This window comes from Haloimpatiens myeolchijeotgali, assembly GCF_042688525.2.
GTDB lineage: Bacteria > Bacillota > Clostridia > Clostridiales > Clostridiaceae > Haloimpatiens.
In genome coordinates this window covers 2,390,880-2,407,115 of sequence record NZ_JBHWAB010000001.1, presented here as the reverse complement: position 1 = coordinate 2,407,115, position 16,236 = coordinate 2,390,880, and the positions used below count along the sequence as shown (strand labels likewise).

Below are 16,236 nucleotides of genomic sequence, written 5' to 3'. Positions count from 1 at the left end.
GCAAAATCTGAAAAGTTATCCACATTTTTTATTTTTCATTCTGCAATCATCTAATACTTATTATACACTACTTGAGAAGTTTTATGAATGTGGAAAATAATTGTATTTATTTAAAGAGCACTTAGTGAAATAAGTAAATATTTTGGATGGTCACAAGAAAAATTATCTAAAAAGTTAGAATTATTATTAAAAGAAAAACTTGTAGTAAAGAAAAATAATGAATATGTTCCTTATTTAATGGTTATTTCCATGAGAGAAGCAAAAGAATTGTGTAAGGAATTAAATGAAATTGTATATAAAGTTGCTAAACTAATTCAGGACAAATTTGATAAAATTAAGGAAGAAACATATAAATTTCAATGTTTGAAGCAATTTAATTTTAACGAGTTATCTATATTTATTCTAAGTGATGTTCTATTAGATTCTATACAGATAGATAATGTAGAAAGGATTTTTCTAAAAACTGAAAGAACAAAACGAAATGGAATGAATTATTATTACTCGCTGCAAGAGAAATATAATCATATACAAAAAGAAGCTCTGGGTATATATGGGAATATGTTTAGGTATTATGGAGATATTGCATTTGGACTTTATGGAAATAATAGAAATGGAATCAATTTTCACACAATTAATAAAGCTCATTTAGAAATGCATTTAGGAAGTTTAGAATTTGAAAGTGTAAGTGATATTAAACAATATTTATTGGAGGAGCTTATAAAATGTTATTATGAAAAAAATTATAAATTGGATAAAAATATTGTAAATGTATTTAATAGTTTAAGTATAATGAAAGGCAATAGAATTGATGTTCCAATTTTAAGTAAAAATGAGTTCTATAGATTAAATAATATAGCTGATATAATAAAAAATGGTTATATTAATATTTTAGAAAAAAGTCGTAAAAGCATTTATTATAATTATAATAATTCTACATATTCACAAGAAATATCTTTTGAAGAATATTTTATTTGGTGGTATCACTTATTGTATTCAAAAGTAACTGATCTATTAATTGAAAGAAGCATAATTAAGAAACCTATAACAGATAATTTTAGTTATGTAGTTATATGAGGCTATAATAGCGATTTTATAAAGGAAAAGTATTTGGTTTATAAAATCGCTATTATTTTTATGTAACAGTTTGGTTATTTATGTATGTTCTAATTTATAATTAATCACTTATTATTTATGTTATAATAAAAAACGCAATTATTAATTGGAAAGGTAAGCTTTCTATGTTTTATATTTATTTCTATGAAAATATAACTAAAATAGGAATATTTAAACTATGAATTGGTAATAATATATATATAATCTTACTTTGTAATAATGTAAAAATCACATGGAGGTATTTTACAATGAAATTTTATTTTACAGTAGAAGAAAATAGTTTAGAAGAACAAGAAATAAAAAAATGTAGTGAAATATTATCAAGATTAAATTACAAAAATTATTATTTAGGGAAATATAAAAATAGAGAATATGTTAATATTGTATTTGAAATAGAAAATATAGATTTAGAAGATAAAGCCCAAATAGAGGATATTAAAAAAAATATAAAAAATAATTCTAATGTTATTCAAGCAAGTTCATATATGAAATTTTATTATAAGATAGAAAAAACTTATTTATTAAAAGAAATAAATAAAAAAGTGAAAGAATTACTTACAGAAAGAGAATATATTTTTAAATGTTATAATTCACATTCAAGTAATGGGATTATCTATGTAGGATTAAATGTGTTAAATATAAATCCGCTAAATCAAAATGAATTAAAAGGGTTCATGAATATAGTAGAAAAAATAGAAGGAGTTAATCAAGTGATTGTTTACTAAATATTGTTCATAATGTTAGTTTGAAATTTAAGAATTGAGTTAAGTATTGTTTTGGCATCTACATTTAATATGTAGGTGTTTTTATTTTATAGAAATAAGGAATATATTTACTTCATAACTGTAAAAAATTATGATATTATGTATATATTATCATAATTACAATATTAAATAAAAATTATTTTATTTATACAATTTAAATAAAATATTGAATGAAGGGGATAATATTGAATAAATATAATGATTTAACTTTTTTTACAAATGAAAATGGACAAACCCTGCTAGATAGATTTAATAAAATTTTGTCCAATAATACTCAATTTTTTGATGTACTAGTAGGATATTTTAGGACCAGTGGATTTTATAAAATGTATAAGTCTATTGAATGTGTTGAAAAAACGAGAATATTAATAGGTATAAATACTGATAAGAAAACTGTTGAAATGATTAAAGTAGCTAAAGAAGAGCAATTAAATTTCATGTCTAATAAAGAAGCTAAAGAGAAATACAGCGAAAATATAAAGAAGGAGTTTGAGGATTCTGAAGATACAAAAGAAGTAGAGAACGGTATTAAAACATTCATTAAATTAATAAAAGAAGAGAAGCTTGAAATAAGAGTTTATCCTTATAATAGTATTCACGCAAAAGTATATATTATGAGAAAAGATCAAGAAAAGAGTGAGTATTATGGGAGTGTAATAACAGGTTCAAGTAACTTTACTGAAAATGGATTAGTTAACAATATAGAATTTAATGTTGAGTTAAAAGATAGCAGAGATGTTCAATTTGCATTAGATAAGTTTGAAGCATTGTGGGCTCAATCAGTTGATGTAAGTGAACAGTATGTAGAAACGGTAAATACTGATACATGGATTAGAGATGATATAACTCCATATGAATTGTATTTGAAGCTATTATATGAATATTTTCAGGAGGAAATTAATCAGGACAAAAAAGAATTAGCTGAATTGAATTTACCTGATAATTTTATGAAGCTGCAGTATCAAATTGATGCAGTTAATAGAGCAAAAACTATAATAGATGCTTATGGAGGAGTATTTGTTTCAGATGTTGTAGGATTAGGAAAAACTTATATATGTGCTATGCTTGCACAACAGTTAAAAGGGAAAAAATTAATAATATGTCCTCCAGTTCTTAAAGATCATTGGAAAGAAGTATTATTTCAATTTGATGTTTCAGCTAAAATTGAATCGTTAGGAATGCTTGATAGCCTTATTGAAGAGGGAATAGATGATATAAGATATGTATTTGTAGATGAAGCACATAGATTTAGAAACTCTAACACAGATACATTTGCTAAGCTGCATGAAATTTGTTTAGGTAAAAAAGTGATTTTAATTTCAGCAACACCACAAAATAACTATATTAGCGATTTAGCAAGTCAAATATATTTATTTCAGGAGAAAAAAAATTCAACTATAATACCTAACCAGAAGAATATCGAAGCATTTTTTAATAAATTACAAAACAAGCTAAAAAAGTATGATAAAGATGACCCTATGTATAAGAAAATTTCTAAGCAGAATTCTCAAGAAATACGAGATAAAGTGTTAAGAAATGTAATGGTTAGAAGAACCAGAAAAGAAATTGTTAAGTGGTACGAAAATGATTTAAAGGCACAAGGTCTAAGTTTTCCTAATTTAAATACGCCTAAAAAAATAATTTATGAATTTGATGAATATACAGATGATATTTTTATTAAGACTATAGAAATTATTAAAGAACTGACATATTCCAGATATAAACCATTAACTTATTTGAAAAATATACCAGTAAGTTTAAAAAGTTTACTGGTTGGTCAAAAAAATATGGGTGGCTTTATGAAAGCAATATTATTAAAAAGATTAGAAAGTAGTTTTTATGCTTTCAATAAAACATTGGGAAGATTTATTTCATCGTATGAAAACTTCATTAAAATGTATAATGATGGAATTGTATATATAAGTAAAAAATATAATGTGTATGACATGATGGATAATGGTGATGATGATAAGCTAATGGGTTTAGTAGAGGAAGATAAAGTACAGATGTTTAAATCATCTGAATTTACGAAAGAGTTTATTCAGGAGTTAAAATTTGATTTGTTAAAATTAAAAGAAATTCAAAACATGTGGGAGTTAGTAGATAAAGATCCTAAGCTTGATTATTTTATACATGGTTTGAAAAACAATGAAATTTTAATAGATAGCAAAATGATTATTTTTACAGAATCAAAAGAGACAGCTGAATATTTAGGAGAAAATTTAAATAGAGAATTTAAAGATAAAGTGATTGTATTTACAGGTCAATCAAGTAATAGATTAAAACAAGAAATTGAATTCAATTATAACCCAGATGTTAAAGAAAAGAATCAAAAAGATGATTACAGAATTCTTGTAACCACTGATGTATTAGCAGAAGGTATATCTCTGCATAGAGCAAATATAATTGTAAATTATGATTTACCTTGGAATCCAACAAGAATCATGCAAAGGGTAGGTAGAATTAATAGAGTAGGTAGTAAGTATCAGGATATCTATGTATTCAACTTTTTTCCTACATCTCAATCTAGTAAGTATATGAGTTTGGAGGACAATATAATTTCAAAAATTCAAGCTTTCCATGATACATTAGGGGAGGATTTTAAATATCTTTCAGATGATGAAGAAGTAGAGTCTCATGCTTTATTTGGTAAAGAACTATATTCAAAACTAAATAGTGATGAAATTCTAGATGAAGAGGGAGATGAATTAGATAGATCAGAGCTTGAATATTTACAAGAAATAAGAACTATTAGAGATGAAAATATTGATTTGTTTGAAAAAATTAAAAGATTACCTAAAAAAGTTAGAAGTGCAAAGATGAGTAATACTGTTTCAGAAGATAGTACAGTTACCTTTTTTAGAAAGGGTGCTTTAAAAAAATTTTTTATAACATCTAATAGTAATTCCAATGAATTGACTTTATTTCAAACTATTGATTATGTGAAATCATCTGTAGATGAAGAGAAAAAGGAAATTAAAGATATTTATTATGAACATTTAAATATAAATAAAGAGAAGTTTATTAATTCAATTACTGAAGAAGAAACATTTGACACGGTTTCAGGAAGAAAAAATAAAAATGATGCAGTAATAATTAAAATATTAAAAGGACTAAGAAATCAAAAAAAATTCACACAATATGATTATGAAAGAGTAGAAAGGTTAAAAGAAGTATGGGAATTAGGTATAATACCATCAGCTATAAGTAAGGATGCAGCTAAAGGAATAAAAACGATTATGAACGATCCTGCTAAAATATTAAATTATTTATGGGATATAGTACCTGACAGCTATAAAAATTATGAAGAAAAGAATAAAAACCATATGAATGATAAATCAGAGGTTATACTTTCTTCATTTTTGATTAAGGGGGAATAGTACATGGATAAAACACTAGAAATATTACAGCATAAGTTTAATATTGAGGAATATCAGAAGTTTTGTATGCAATTTTTAAATTTAACTAAAGAGCAGTTGGTACTATTAAAAGAACAAAAAATTAATTATCCTGTTTATAGAGATTATGTATATAGTTTTTTGAAAATTGCAGATTACACAGATAATGATGGGCAAAACATGATGGTCTTGGCAATTAAATTAAAAAATACTAAAGCAGCAGAAAGAGCAAGAAGTATGCAGAGAAATTTAGTTGCTAGATTATTAGAGGATTTTAGTATTGATGCAGCATTAGTTGCTTTTTATAGTGATGAAGATACTTCATGGAGATTATCATATGTTAATCTCGATTATGAATTTTCAGCTGAAGGATTAAAAAAGAAATTAACACCTGCAAGGAGATATTCTTATTTAGTTGGAGAAAATGAACCAAATCACACAGCTAAAGAACAGTTGAAGAATATCTATTTGGATGATAAAAATAATCCAAGTATAAAAGAAATAGAAGAAGCATTTAAAATTGAAAAGGTAACTATACGATTTTTTGATGAATACAGAAAAAAATATTTGGATTTAAAGGAGTTTTTAGAAAATGATGGTGAGTTTTTAGAAGAATCTGATAGATTAGGCTTTACTAGTGAAGAATTTGCTAAAAAACTAATGGGCCAATTAGCATTTTTATACTTCCTTCAAAAAAAAGGATGGCTTGGTGTAAAAGCAGTTCCTCATGAAATTCAATATTCGGAGTATGTAAAAGTTTATGATAAACAAAATGAAGCAGTTAGAAATGTTTTGTCTAAAGTATTTAAAAGAAACAATGCTAATATGAAACTTAGTTATACGGCTATAAAAGACCTTTCAGATATAGAAGGAGATTATTTATCAGGAGCGTTTGCATATTACAAAGATAAAAATGAACCAGACTGGGGACAATGGGGTTCAGGAGATAGAAGATTTATAAGAGGATTATTCAAGATATGTGTTAAAGAAAATGAAAAAGCACGAAAAAATAATATAGATTTAAAAGAAGATAAAAAGAATTTTTTTAATGATTATTTAGAACCGTTATTTTATTCTGCATTAAATACTAAAAGAGGAGCTAATGAATACTTTAAGTTATTTAACTGTAAAATTCCATTTTTGAATGGAGGATTGTTTGAGCCAATATATGATTATGATTGGGAAAATAAACATATAAAAATACCTAATAAAATGTTCTCGAATATAACTGAAGAGGATGAATTTGGAACTGGCATTTTAGATATGTTTGATACTTATAATTTTACAATGAATGAAGATGAACCACTAGAAAAAGAAGTTGCAATTGATCCAGAGATGCTAGGGAAAATATTTGAAAATTTACTTGATGTAAAGGATAGAAAAAGTAAAGGTGCTTTTTATACACCAAGAGAAATAGTTCATTATATGTGTCAAGAATCATTGATTAACTATTTAAATAATGAAACAGGTATAGATAGAGAGGATATTGACAATTTCATTAAACTGGGAGATTTTATAGTAGATGAAGATTCTAGAACAATGATTGGTACCAAAGACAAAACTCAATATTTAATACCTATTAGTATATATGATAACTTAAAAATATTTGATGAAGCATTAATAAATGTAAAAATTGCAGATCCAGCAGTAGGATCAGGTGCATTTCCATTAGGAATGCTTAATGAAATAGTTAGAATACGAAGCTATCTGACTATATATATGCTTCAAGGATTAAATAAATATGACTCAATGGATTTAGAAAGAAGTAGAAGTAATTACATATTAAAAGAACAAGTAATGAAATATGTTATTCATGCAGTAGATATTGAAAGAAGTGCAGTAGATATTACAAAACTAAGACTTTGGCTATCATTAATTGTTGATGCAGACGTACATACAGTTAATGCACTGCCGAATTTAGATAGTAATATTAAATGTGGTAACAGTTTAATTGATGAGTTTGAGGGAATTAAGCTATTTGATAAGAGTTTATTATATAGTAACAATAAGAGTGATAAAGAAGAATATACTCAATTGAAGATTCATGAAAACAAAGAAGAATCTTTATTAGATAGATTAGAAATATTGCAAAAAGAATTATTTGATGCTAAAGAGCCAAATAAAAAGAAAGAGATAAAAGAACTTATTGAAAAAACTGAATGGGAATTGATTGAATATAAACTGAAGAAAGATGGTAATGATGATAAGATTAAGAACCTTGAGTTTTTGAAAAAAGAACAGAGAAAGCCATATTTTATATGGGAAATGGAGTTTTCTGATGTTTTTAGAGAAAAAGGTGGATTTGATATTATAATAGGAAATCCGCCTTATGTAGGTGAGAAAGGAAACAAAGAAACTTTCAGACCTATTGCTAGAACTAACTTTGGTGAGAAATATTATCAAGCAAAAATGGATTTATTCTATTTTTTCTTTCATAAGGGAATTGATATAGCAAAAAAAAGAGGAAGTATAGCATTTATAACTACAAACTATTATATTACAGCAACAGGAGCAACTACACTTAGAAATGACTTTTTCAATAGGACAAATATATTTAAAATTATAAATTTTAATGAATATAGAATTTTTGAATCTGCATTAGGACAACATAATATAATTACGTTTTTACAAAAAAAAGATGAAATTAATGAAATTAGTTATACTAAAATAATATCAACTAATAGAAAAGGATATATCAGTGATGAAATTTTAAAGAGTATAATTAACGACAATGATAGTGAAACAGAAAGTTATATTATTGATAACAAAAAGTTATTTGAGGGTGAAGCAAAATATATTAGGCTTGTTAATATTAATAAAGATTGTGATTACTCACCGGAAACAATATTTAATAAAATGCAAAAAAAATCTATTGAATTTGGGAAAATAAGCAATATTAATTCAGGAGCAGATATAACGATAAGTAGAATTACAAACAAGCATATAAAAAATTTTGGAGATGTTTATATAAAGGGAGAAGGAGTTTTTGTTTTAAGTAAATCAGAAATAGATAATATGTATATATCAACAAAAGAACGAGAAATTATAAAAGATTTTATTAAAAATTCAAATATAAATAAATATGGATATACATTATCAGAAGATAAATTAATTTATTTAAGATGGGAAGATGATATTAACTTTTATCCAAATATAAAAGAACGATTACTACGATATAAGCCTATATTAGAAAATCAAGCACAGAGATATGGGGAAAATTACCCTTGGTATGCATTACATAGACCTAGAGATCTTAAAATTTTTCAGGCAAAAGAAAAAATACTAGTTCCATATCGAAACAAAAAAAATATTTTTGGATATGCAAAGGAAGAAGTTTTTGCTAGTAGAGATGTATTTTATATAACGGAGGTTGACAATGAATTTGATATCAAATTTATTCTTGGATTATTGAATTCTAAACTTTTTTATTTTTGGCTATATTATAAAGGGAAAAGAAAAGGTGATGTTTTAGAGTTATATGTAAAGCCTTTATCGGAATTACCCATAATTAAAGCAGGATATAGTGAGCAGCAAGAAATAATAAAATATATTGATAAAATATTAGATATAAAGCAAAGTTTATCAAAAAGTGCTGAGAGGGATATTGACAAATATGAAATACTAATAAATAAAATAGTATATGAGTTATATGGACTTACTCAAGAAGAAATAAATATAGTTGAAGAGAAATACCCAGAGGAGGAATAATTATGGCAGATATAAAATATGAAATAAAAGAAGAAGTAGGAGTATTATCGGAATCATCAAAAGGTTGGAAGAAGGAATTAAATCTTATTAGCTGGAATGGAAGAGAACCTAAATATGATTTGAGAGATTGGGCTACTGAACACGAAAAGATGGGTAAAGGTGTTACTTTAAATATGGAAGAATTAAAGAAATTAAGAGAAGTTTTAAATAATATGGATTTGGATTAATAAATAAGTATTTTGCAAATTTGTTAGCAGTATTAGAATAAGTATTTCTGGTACTGCTAATTACATATGTAAAATTGTGAGAAAAGGTGGGAAACTTATGATGTTAACAAAAGGGGAATTTTATAACAAATTAAAACAACAGAATAATTATGCAGAAGACACTGAGAAATGTATAGAGAATACAGTAAATAAGTTAATAGATTTTACTACAACTACAGATAGACCAGGAATGCTGCTAGGAAAAATTCAAAGTGGTAAGACAAGGGCATTTATAGGTGTAATTGGATTATCTTTTGATAATGGTTATGATGCAGCTGTAGTATTAACCAAAGGTACTAGAGCATTAGCACAACAAACTTACGAGAGATTAAGTAAGGAATTCAAATCATTTAAAGATGAAGATGAATTACAGATTTTTGATATTATGCAAATGCCTAATAATCTTGTACAGTGGGAATTAAATCAGAAAATGATTATTGTAGTTAAAAAGGAAACTAACAACTTAAAAAGACTTTATGAAAAATTGTTTAAAATATATTCTTCTATGAAATCTAAAAGAATATTGATTATAGATGATGAGGCTGATTTTGCCAGTGTAGGATTTGAAAAGACTAAGCAGCAGAGAATAGATATAAAAAAGATAGCAGGTCAAATTGATGAAATAAGAAACAAGTTAGATAACAGTAGTTTTTTACAGGTTACCGCAACTCCCTATTCTTTATATTTGCAACCAGATAATTTGGGAAGATCAGAAACAGGGCAGTGGTTTAAACCTGTAAAACCAGCTTTCACTGAGTTAGTACCTTATGGAGCTGCTTACATAGGTGGAGAATTCTATTTTGAAAAAAGTAATGATAAAGAAAGTATATCTTCTTACATATATGAAGAGGTTAAATGGAATGAATTGGAATCATTAAAGAAACAAGATAGAAGAAGATTTAAAATTGAGGAAGCTTTAATAAGTGATAAAATTACTGCATTAAGAGAAGCTATTATTAATTTTATAGTAGGTGGCTGTATAAGAAATATTCAGCAAAAGGAAGGAAAGGTAAAATCAAAAACTAAAAAATTTAGCTTTATAGTGCATACTGAACAGAAAAAAACATCACATGATTGGCAGAATGAAGTTGCTAGTGAAATAGTTAAGCAGTTTACAGAGAGTATCAATAGTAATGAAAAGTTATTCAATGATATTACTTTAAAAGCATATAACAATCTAAAAAAATCAATTATAATTCAAGGGCTATATATTCCTTCTTATGAAGCGGTAAAGAAGGAAATTATTAAGGCGTTACAAAGCGAATATTTAATGATTACTACTGTAAATTCGGAAAAGGATGTTAATGAGCTTTTAGATGAAAATGGTCAGCTTAAGCTTAGAACACCTTTAAACATATTTATAGGTGGGCAGATTTTAGACAGAGGAATAACTATAGGAAATCTTATAGGTTTTTATTATGGTAGAAATCCTAGTAATTTTCAACAGGATACAGTACTACAGCATTCAAGAATGTATGGATATAGACCAGTTGAAGATTTAGTGGTTACAAGATTCTATACAACTATGAGAATTTATGAAAACATGAAGAAAATAAATGAATTTGATGAAACACTAAGACAGAAGATAGCAAACAGTGAACAGGATAATGCAGTTGTATTTATACAGAAAGATTCGGAAAACACAATTATACCATGTTCACCAAATAAAATATTACTATCCGATATTACAACTATTAAACCGTATAAAAGATTACTTCCCATTGGTTTTGAAACAGGATATAAATATAATGTTGAGCCTGCTGTTAATGAGATTGATATATTATTAGACAAGCTCAATCCAGAAAGAAAAAGTTATTTTAAAATGGAGTTTAGTGAAGCAGTTTATATACTAAGGCAGATAGAAAAGACTCTTATATTTGAACCAGGGTATGAATGGGATGTTGAAGCAATGATTTCAACTATTGAATACTTATCTAACAATACTAAAAATATTGATAATAAGGGAAAAGTGTGGGGAATTAGTAGAAAAAACAGAAATATTAGCAGAAAGACTAAGGAAGGAAGATTCATGGATGCACCTGATACACCAAGAGGAAAAGAAAGTGAAGGTAGAGTTGCTAAGAAAATTGCAGATGATATTCCAGCACTAATATTACTACGAGAAAATGGATTAGAAAAGTTAGGATGGAAGGGACAACCATTTTGGTGGCCCGTTCTAGTAGTCCCTAAAGATTCACCTACTATTGTTTATTCTTCTAAAGAAGCTAAGATGGAAATATAAGTAGTTGTACAGTTTATAAGTATTTTGATAGTTAGAATATATTGAATAGTGGTAATTAAATAGGAGGGTATTTATGAAAAATCTTAATTATTTATCATCATTAAATAATAAAAAAGTAAAATTTTATACATTGCAGTTGGCTAATATGAAACGTATAGAGGAAAATGACGTTGTTTATATATTTGATGAAGTTGGAACAGGAAAGACTATAAGTGCTGGATTAAGTATAATACAATTATTATTCCAACATGAAAATGAAGATGAATATAAGGAGATATTAGTTATAACATCTCCATCAGTAACTGAACAATTTAAAAATAAATTGGAGGGTGTATTGGAACTAACAGTTGGAGAAAAAGGTAAGTATAAAAATAAAGAATATTATATTAAAATAATAAATTATGATTATCGTAATATATCTAAAATTGAAAAGAATAAATATGATTTTATTATAATAGATGAAGCACATGAGTTTTTAAATGATGACACAAAACGATACATTGAATTGATTAAATTGAGAGCAAAGAAAATTATGTTTATGACGGCCACTCCAATAAAACATTCAAAAGAAGATTTAAAAGTTTATTGTAAAATTGCATCTAAGATTATTCAAAAAAATTTTGATATTTTAGATAAATCATTGTTAGATATATGTAGTGACAAAAGAAAATTAAGTGGAGGGTTTGAATGCAATGTACCAGTAACAAGATATTTTAAAGAAACTGTAAGTAACATAGAAAAAGCTGAAGATGGTAAAGAATTTAGGAATAAGGACCATAAAAGATTAGTTCCGAAATTATGGAAATGTGGTGGAAATGTTAATACATTTTTAGTTGATAAAATAGATAAAGTAAATAAGAGTACAAATTTTGAAAATAGATTTGTAGTGTTTGTGAGGTATATTAAGGATACTGATGAGTTAAAAAAAGCTTTAGAAGAAAAAGGATATAAAGATTATCAATCTAATCGTAAAGGTAAGACATATAGTATAATAACAGGTAATACGAAAAATAGGCAACAATTATTAAGAGAATTTACAATAACTGAAAAGTTTAAATTACCACAGGTATTAATTATGACTTATAAAATTTCAGAACAAGGTATAGATTTACCTGGATATAATTATGTAATTAATTATCATATATCATCTTCTCCAAGTCAGCTTGAACAACGTTTTGGTAGAATTGATCGTTTAAATAGTATTCATAATGAACTTAACACATGTTTTATTTTAAGAAACAATAGAATAGATAGAGATACAAATACAGCTAATTTTTACATTGCAATTATTACATATATAAATGAATTTTTGCCATTAATACCATCTAAGAATTGTTTGATTACATCTAATATTTTAGATTTTATTAATAATAATATTAATAATATTAATTCATATTATAACAAATTATGTGAAGCCATTGATTCTAAGAATTTTAAAAAAGTACATAAGATGTTATCAGAATGTAAAAATGATGATGAATTAGATGATGATATTTTTAAATTAATATCTTTTTATAAAGAAAGAAATATTGAATTTGAAAAAAATATAGAAGAATTTAGAAAAACTATGAAAACAGAAGTGAAAAAATGTATTAAACAATTAAATAAAAGTAAAGAACGTATAAAATGGTGGCAAGAAAATATTGATGAAGTGTCTAATAATGTATTTTACATTAATACTAATGAAGATAAAATTGATTGGAGTAAAAAATATGACATAGAAAGTATAGATCCTAAGGAAGTAGCATTAAATATTACAAAACTAAAAAAATATAAAGAATTTTCTCGAAATTTCAAGAAACCTTTACAAATAATGACAGAATGGAATAAATACAAGGATTCAAAGCGTTTAGAAAAATACTTTGAAAATTTATTTCATGAAAATAAATTTGAATTACTCTTTCCAAAATATGGATTATATGATAAAAATGAAATATTTAAAGATTGTAAAGAAACATTAAAAAAATATTTAAATGAATTAGTTCCTACATTACCATTTTTCAAAATGTGTGATAAGTATAGAAATATTGTACAAAGTTTTGCTTATAATAATGACCAAACATTTAGAAGAAGATATGACTTTAATCCATTTACAAAATCTATAGAAGACTTAGAAAAAGAAAGTTATAATTTAGATATTTGTGAAGACTTTTTCAAAAATTATAAAAATAGAGATAATTTTTATATTAAAGAGATGGATAAAAAAATTAGTTCATCAAACTGGTTAAAAATGATATATATGTATTCAAAACCAGAAGAGTTTACAATTGCTGAATCAATGTCTCGTTTGAATGATGGTCAATTAAAAATAATTAATAATAAATATAAATCAATTCCATATAAAGTTACAGGAAATGATAAACCAATAAAATTAAAAGAATACATTGTTAGTGATCTTATTAAGAAAATGTTTAATTTCAAGAAAAAAAATAAATATTTATCAGAAGAAATAGAAGGTTTAAAGAGTGAATATAATATGTTTTTTAATGATAAGAGTTTATTTCATCATTTTTACTATAATGATTCGAACATTATACGTTCAAATGTAGATAAAAAACTTTGTGAAATGGCTCTTAGTAGTAATAAGGAAATGTACAGTGATAATATAACTAAAGAAATAATTAAAGAACTATCAAATAGTAACTGGCGAGATGTATACAAATTATATAATTTAGATTATTTATAAATAGAATAGTAGACTTATAAAATTCTTAAAAATCAGTTATTAGATATAAAGATATATTTACTTAAAAAATTAAGTAAAAAAGTGTTTGAAAAAATTTCAATCCCTCAAGTGAAATCTATTTTTGAGAACAATATAGAAGGTGCAAAAATTTTTTTATCTTTTTTAGATGAGAATTCACATATACTTGATTTTGGATGCGGATTTGGCAGAAATACAAATTATCTATTAAAAAAAGGACTTCAAGTAAGTATTAGTGATATATCAGAAAGAAGTATGGAGATATGTGAAGAAAATGTATTGAGGTACGGATATAGTATACATAAAATTCAATATGGTGAAAGATTGGGTTGTAAAGATCAATTATTTGATGGAGTAGTTTTGTGGAGTGTATTGGACCATATGACGTTAGCTAATGCTAAAGATACAATTGATGAAATCGATAGAGTTTGCAAAAATGGTTCAGTATTATTATGTTCTTTTGATGGAGAAGAGTATATTAACAAAGATATGTATAAGGAAAATGAAGATAGAAGTATAACCTTTGTAAAAGGTAAGGATAAAGGTATGACATTACGATTTTTTAAGAATGATGAGATATTTGATTTGTTTAGGGATAATTGGGAGATTTTATATTTCAGGGATATAACTTCGCAATGTGAAAAAGTAATAGTATGTAGAAAGAGAATTTTGAATAAATAAGAATTAATACTTATTTGACATGAGACTTGTATATTGGAATAGATAATGTTATTATGGCTGTCTAAAGGAGGATTAAGGAGAAATGAAAAAAATAACGATTATACTTTTAGTTTTTATTGCATTATTATTTTCAGCTTGCTCAAGTACTGCAGTGGATAATGCTTCAAAAGAAGCTTCTGATCAATTACAAAATATATCAAATAAAAATAATAAATATGTACTTATGGTTAAAGATGGACATCCAACTGATTATCCAGACGTCACATATGGTAAATCTTTCGATAATTTTTTTGGCTCACCAACGTGGAAATACTTTAAATCTGATGATGGTAGAGATGTTGTAGAATTTACAGGAGATTGCACATATAGAGAATCAAAAGTAAAAGCAAGATTACAATTTATACTCAAGGTAGATGATGGAACATTTGAAGCAGGGGCATTGTCTTTTAATGAAGTGCCACAAGAAAATGTAGTAACACTTTCGCTATTAGGAAATGTATTTAAAGAAGAACAAGAGAAAATGTCAAAAGCGAAAGAAGCAGAAATATCAAAAATTGAAAAGAAAGAAAAAGCATCAGATGATAAAAATGACAATATAAATTTTCAAAAAACACCTATTGATCAGGCCGCACAAAGAAAAATTAATATTTTCATGAGTAATTTCGCAGAGGTTCCTTTTGATATGTCATTTAAGGAAGATAATATATCAGATAGGCAGTTAATATTATTTGGTTTTTGGCATTATTATAGGAATCATGGAATGAAAGAACCATATTTTCAATTTGAAAAACCTTATTGTAAGATAAGTAAAAAATATATTGAACAAGCAGTAAAAAAATATTATAACATAAGTAAAATAAATCATCAGACAATACCAATAGATAAAAACTATAGTTATGAATATAAAAATAGATACTATTATTTTATGCCTGCAGAGGGAGAATGTCCTATTGATTATTCAGTTGTTTATAGAATTGATAATATTGGGCAAAACAAATATTATATTTATGCAAAAGAATATCATGGTAGTGAAAACACAACTAAACTTCCGCTTAATTATGATTATTATGGATTAAACTACGATAAGGCAGAAAAGATATATAAAGATGAAATGGATGTTTATACAGTAAAGATGGTTAAAGCTAAAGTAGAAAAAATAAAAGAGAACGGTAAAGAGAGATATATTTTATTGGAATATGCTGCAAAATAATAGGGGACGGTTCATTTAGTATACAAGCTATCTCAGGGGTTTTTAATAGGCGATGGCTTGTACTCTAAATGTGCATTTTCAATCTTTGTTGATCTATTAAGAAATAAATATTTAAAATTATATTCCTAGTAAAAGTATGTTGTTTAGTAT

Annotated in this window: 9 protein-coding genes; all 9 read left to right on the top strand. The window is 25.6% G+C overall.

Annotated elements, in window-relative coordinates; translation table 11 throughout:
* The first annotated feature begins 249 nt into the window (after positions 1–249).
* The 9 genes from ACFIJ5_RS10550 to ACFIJ5_RS10510 all read left to right on the top strand — a co-directional run bounded on the left by ACFIJ5_RS10550 (position 250) and on the right by ACFIJ5_RS10510 (position 16,086).
* Entirely contained in the window at positions 250–1,074 is an 825-nt protein-coding gene (locus ACFIJ5_RS10550) for a hypothetical protein (RefSeq protein WP_379806782.1), read from the top strand.
* Between the two features lie 287 nt (positions 1,075–1,361).
* Complete coding sequence (locus tag ACFIJ5_RS10545) at positions 1,362–1,838, top strand: hypothetical protein (RefSeq protein ID WP_379806780.1); 477 nt, start codon at positions 1,362–1,364, stop codon at positions 1,836–1,838.
* A 224-nt stretch (positions 1,839–2,062) separates the two neighbouring features.
* On the top strand, positions 2,063–5,257 hold the full coding sequence (locus tag ACFIJ5_RS10540) for a helicase-related protein (RefSeq protein ID WP_379806778.1): 3,195 nt from the start codon (positions 2,063–2,065) through the stop codon (positions 5,255–5,257).
* A 3-nt stretch (positions 5,258–5,260) separates the two neighbouring features.
* Positions 5,261–8,983 carry an Eco57I restriction-modification methylase domain-containing protein gene (locus ACFIJ5_RS10535; RefSeq protein ID WP_379806776.1) on the top strand — a complete coding sequence of 1,241 codons (3,723 nt, stop codon included), beginning with the start codon at positions 5,261–5,263 and terminating at the stop codon, positions 8,981–8,983.
* Between the two features lie 2 nt (positions 8,984–8,985).
* Positions 8,986–9,210: a YdbC family protein gene (locus ACFIJ5_RS10530; RefSeq protein ID WP_379806774.1), complete on the top strand. Its 225-nt coding sequence runs from the start codon at positions 8,986–8,988 to the stop codon at positions 9,208–9,210.
* 97 nt (positions 9,211–9,307) lie between these two features.
* Positions 9,308–11,491 carry a Z1 domain-containing protein gene (locus ACFIJ5_RS10525; protein ID WP_379806772.1) on the top strand — a complete coding sequence of 728 codons (2,184 nt, stop codon included), beginning with the start codon at positions 9,308–9,310 and terminating at the stop codon, positions 11,489–11,491.
* A 73-nt stretch (positions 11,492–11,564) separates the two neighbouring features.
* Positions 11,565–14,177: a helicase-related protein gene (locus tag ACFIJ5_RS10520; protein ID WP_379806770.1), complete on the top strand. Its 2,613-nt coding sequence runs from the start codon at positions 11,565–11,567 to the stop codon at positions 14,175–14,177.
* 108 nt (positions 14,178–14,285) lie between these two features.
* Complete coding sequence (locus ACFIJ5_RS10515) at positions 14,286–14,876, top strand: class I SAM-dependent methyltransferase (RefSeq protein ID WP_379806768.1); 591 nt, start codon at positions 14,286–14,288, stop codon at positions 14,874–14,876.
* Between the two features lie 82 nt (positions 14,877–14,958).
* Complete coding sequence (locus ACFIJ5_RS10510) at positions 14,959–16,086, top strand: hypothetical protein (protein WP_379806766.1); 1,128 nt, start codon at positions 14,959–14,961, stop codon at positions 16,084–16,086.
* Positions 16,087–16,236: the final 150 nt, after the last annotated feature.

Coding starts and splice junctions, on each gene's coding strand:
- ACFIJ5_RS10550 (WP_379806782.1), top strand. CDS start 250: ATGAGAGAAGCAAAAGAATTGTGTAAGGAATTAAATGAAATTGTATAT.
- ACFIJ5_RS10545 (WP_379806780.1), top strand. CDS start 1,362: ATGAAATTTTATTTTACAGTAGAAGAAAATAGTTTAGAAGAACAAGAA.
- ACFIJ5_RS10535 (WP_379806776.1), top strand. CDS start 5,261: ATGGATAAAACACTAGAAATATTACAGCATAAGTTTAATATTGAGGAA.
- ACFIJ5_RS10530 (WP_379806774.1), top strand. CDS start 8,986: ATGGCAGATATAAAATATGAAATAAAAGAAGAAGTAGGAGTATTATCG.
- ACFIJ5_RS10525 (WP_379806772.1), top strand. CDS start 9,308: ATGATGTTAACAAAAGGGGAATTTTATAACAAATTAAAACAACAGAAT.
- ACFIJ5_RS10520 (WP_379806770.1), top strand. CDS start 11,565: ATGAAAAATCTTAATTATTTATCATCATTAAATAATAAAAAAGTAAAA.
- ACFIJ5_RS10510 (WP_379806766.1), top strand. CDS start 14,959: ATGAAAAAAATAACGATTATACTTTTAGTTTTTATTGCATTATTATTT.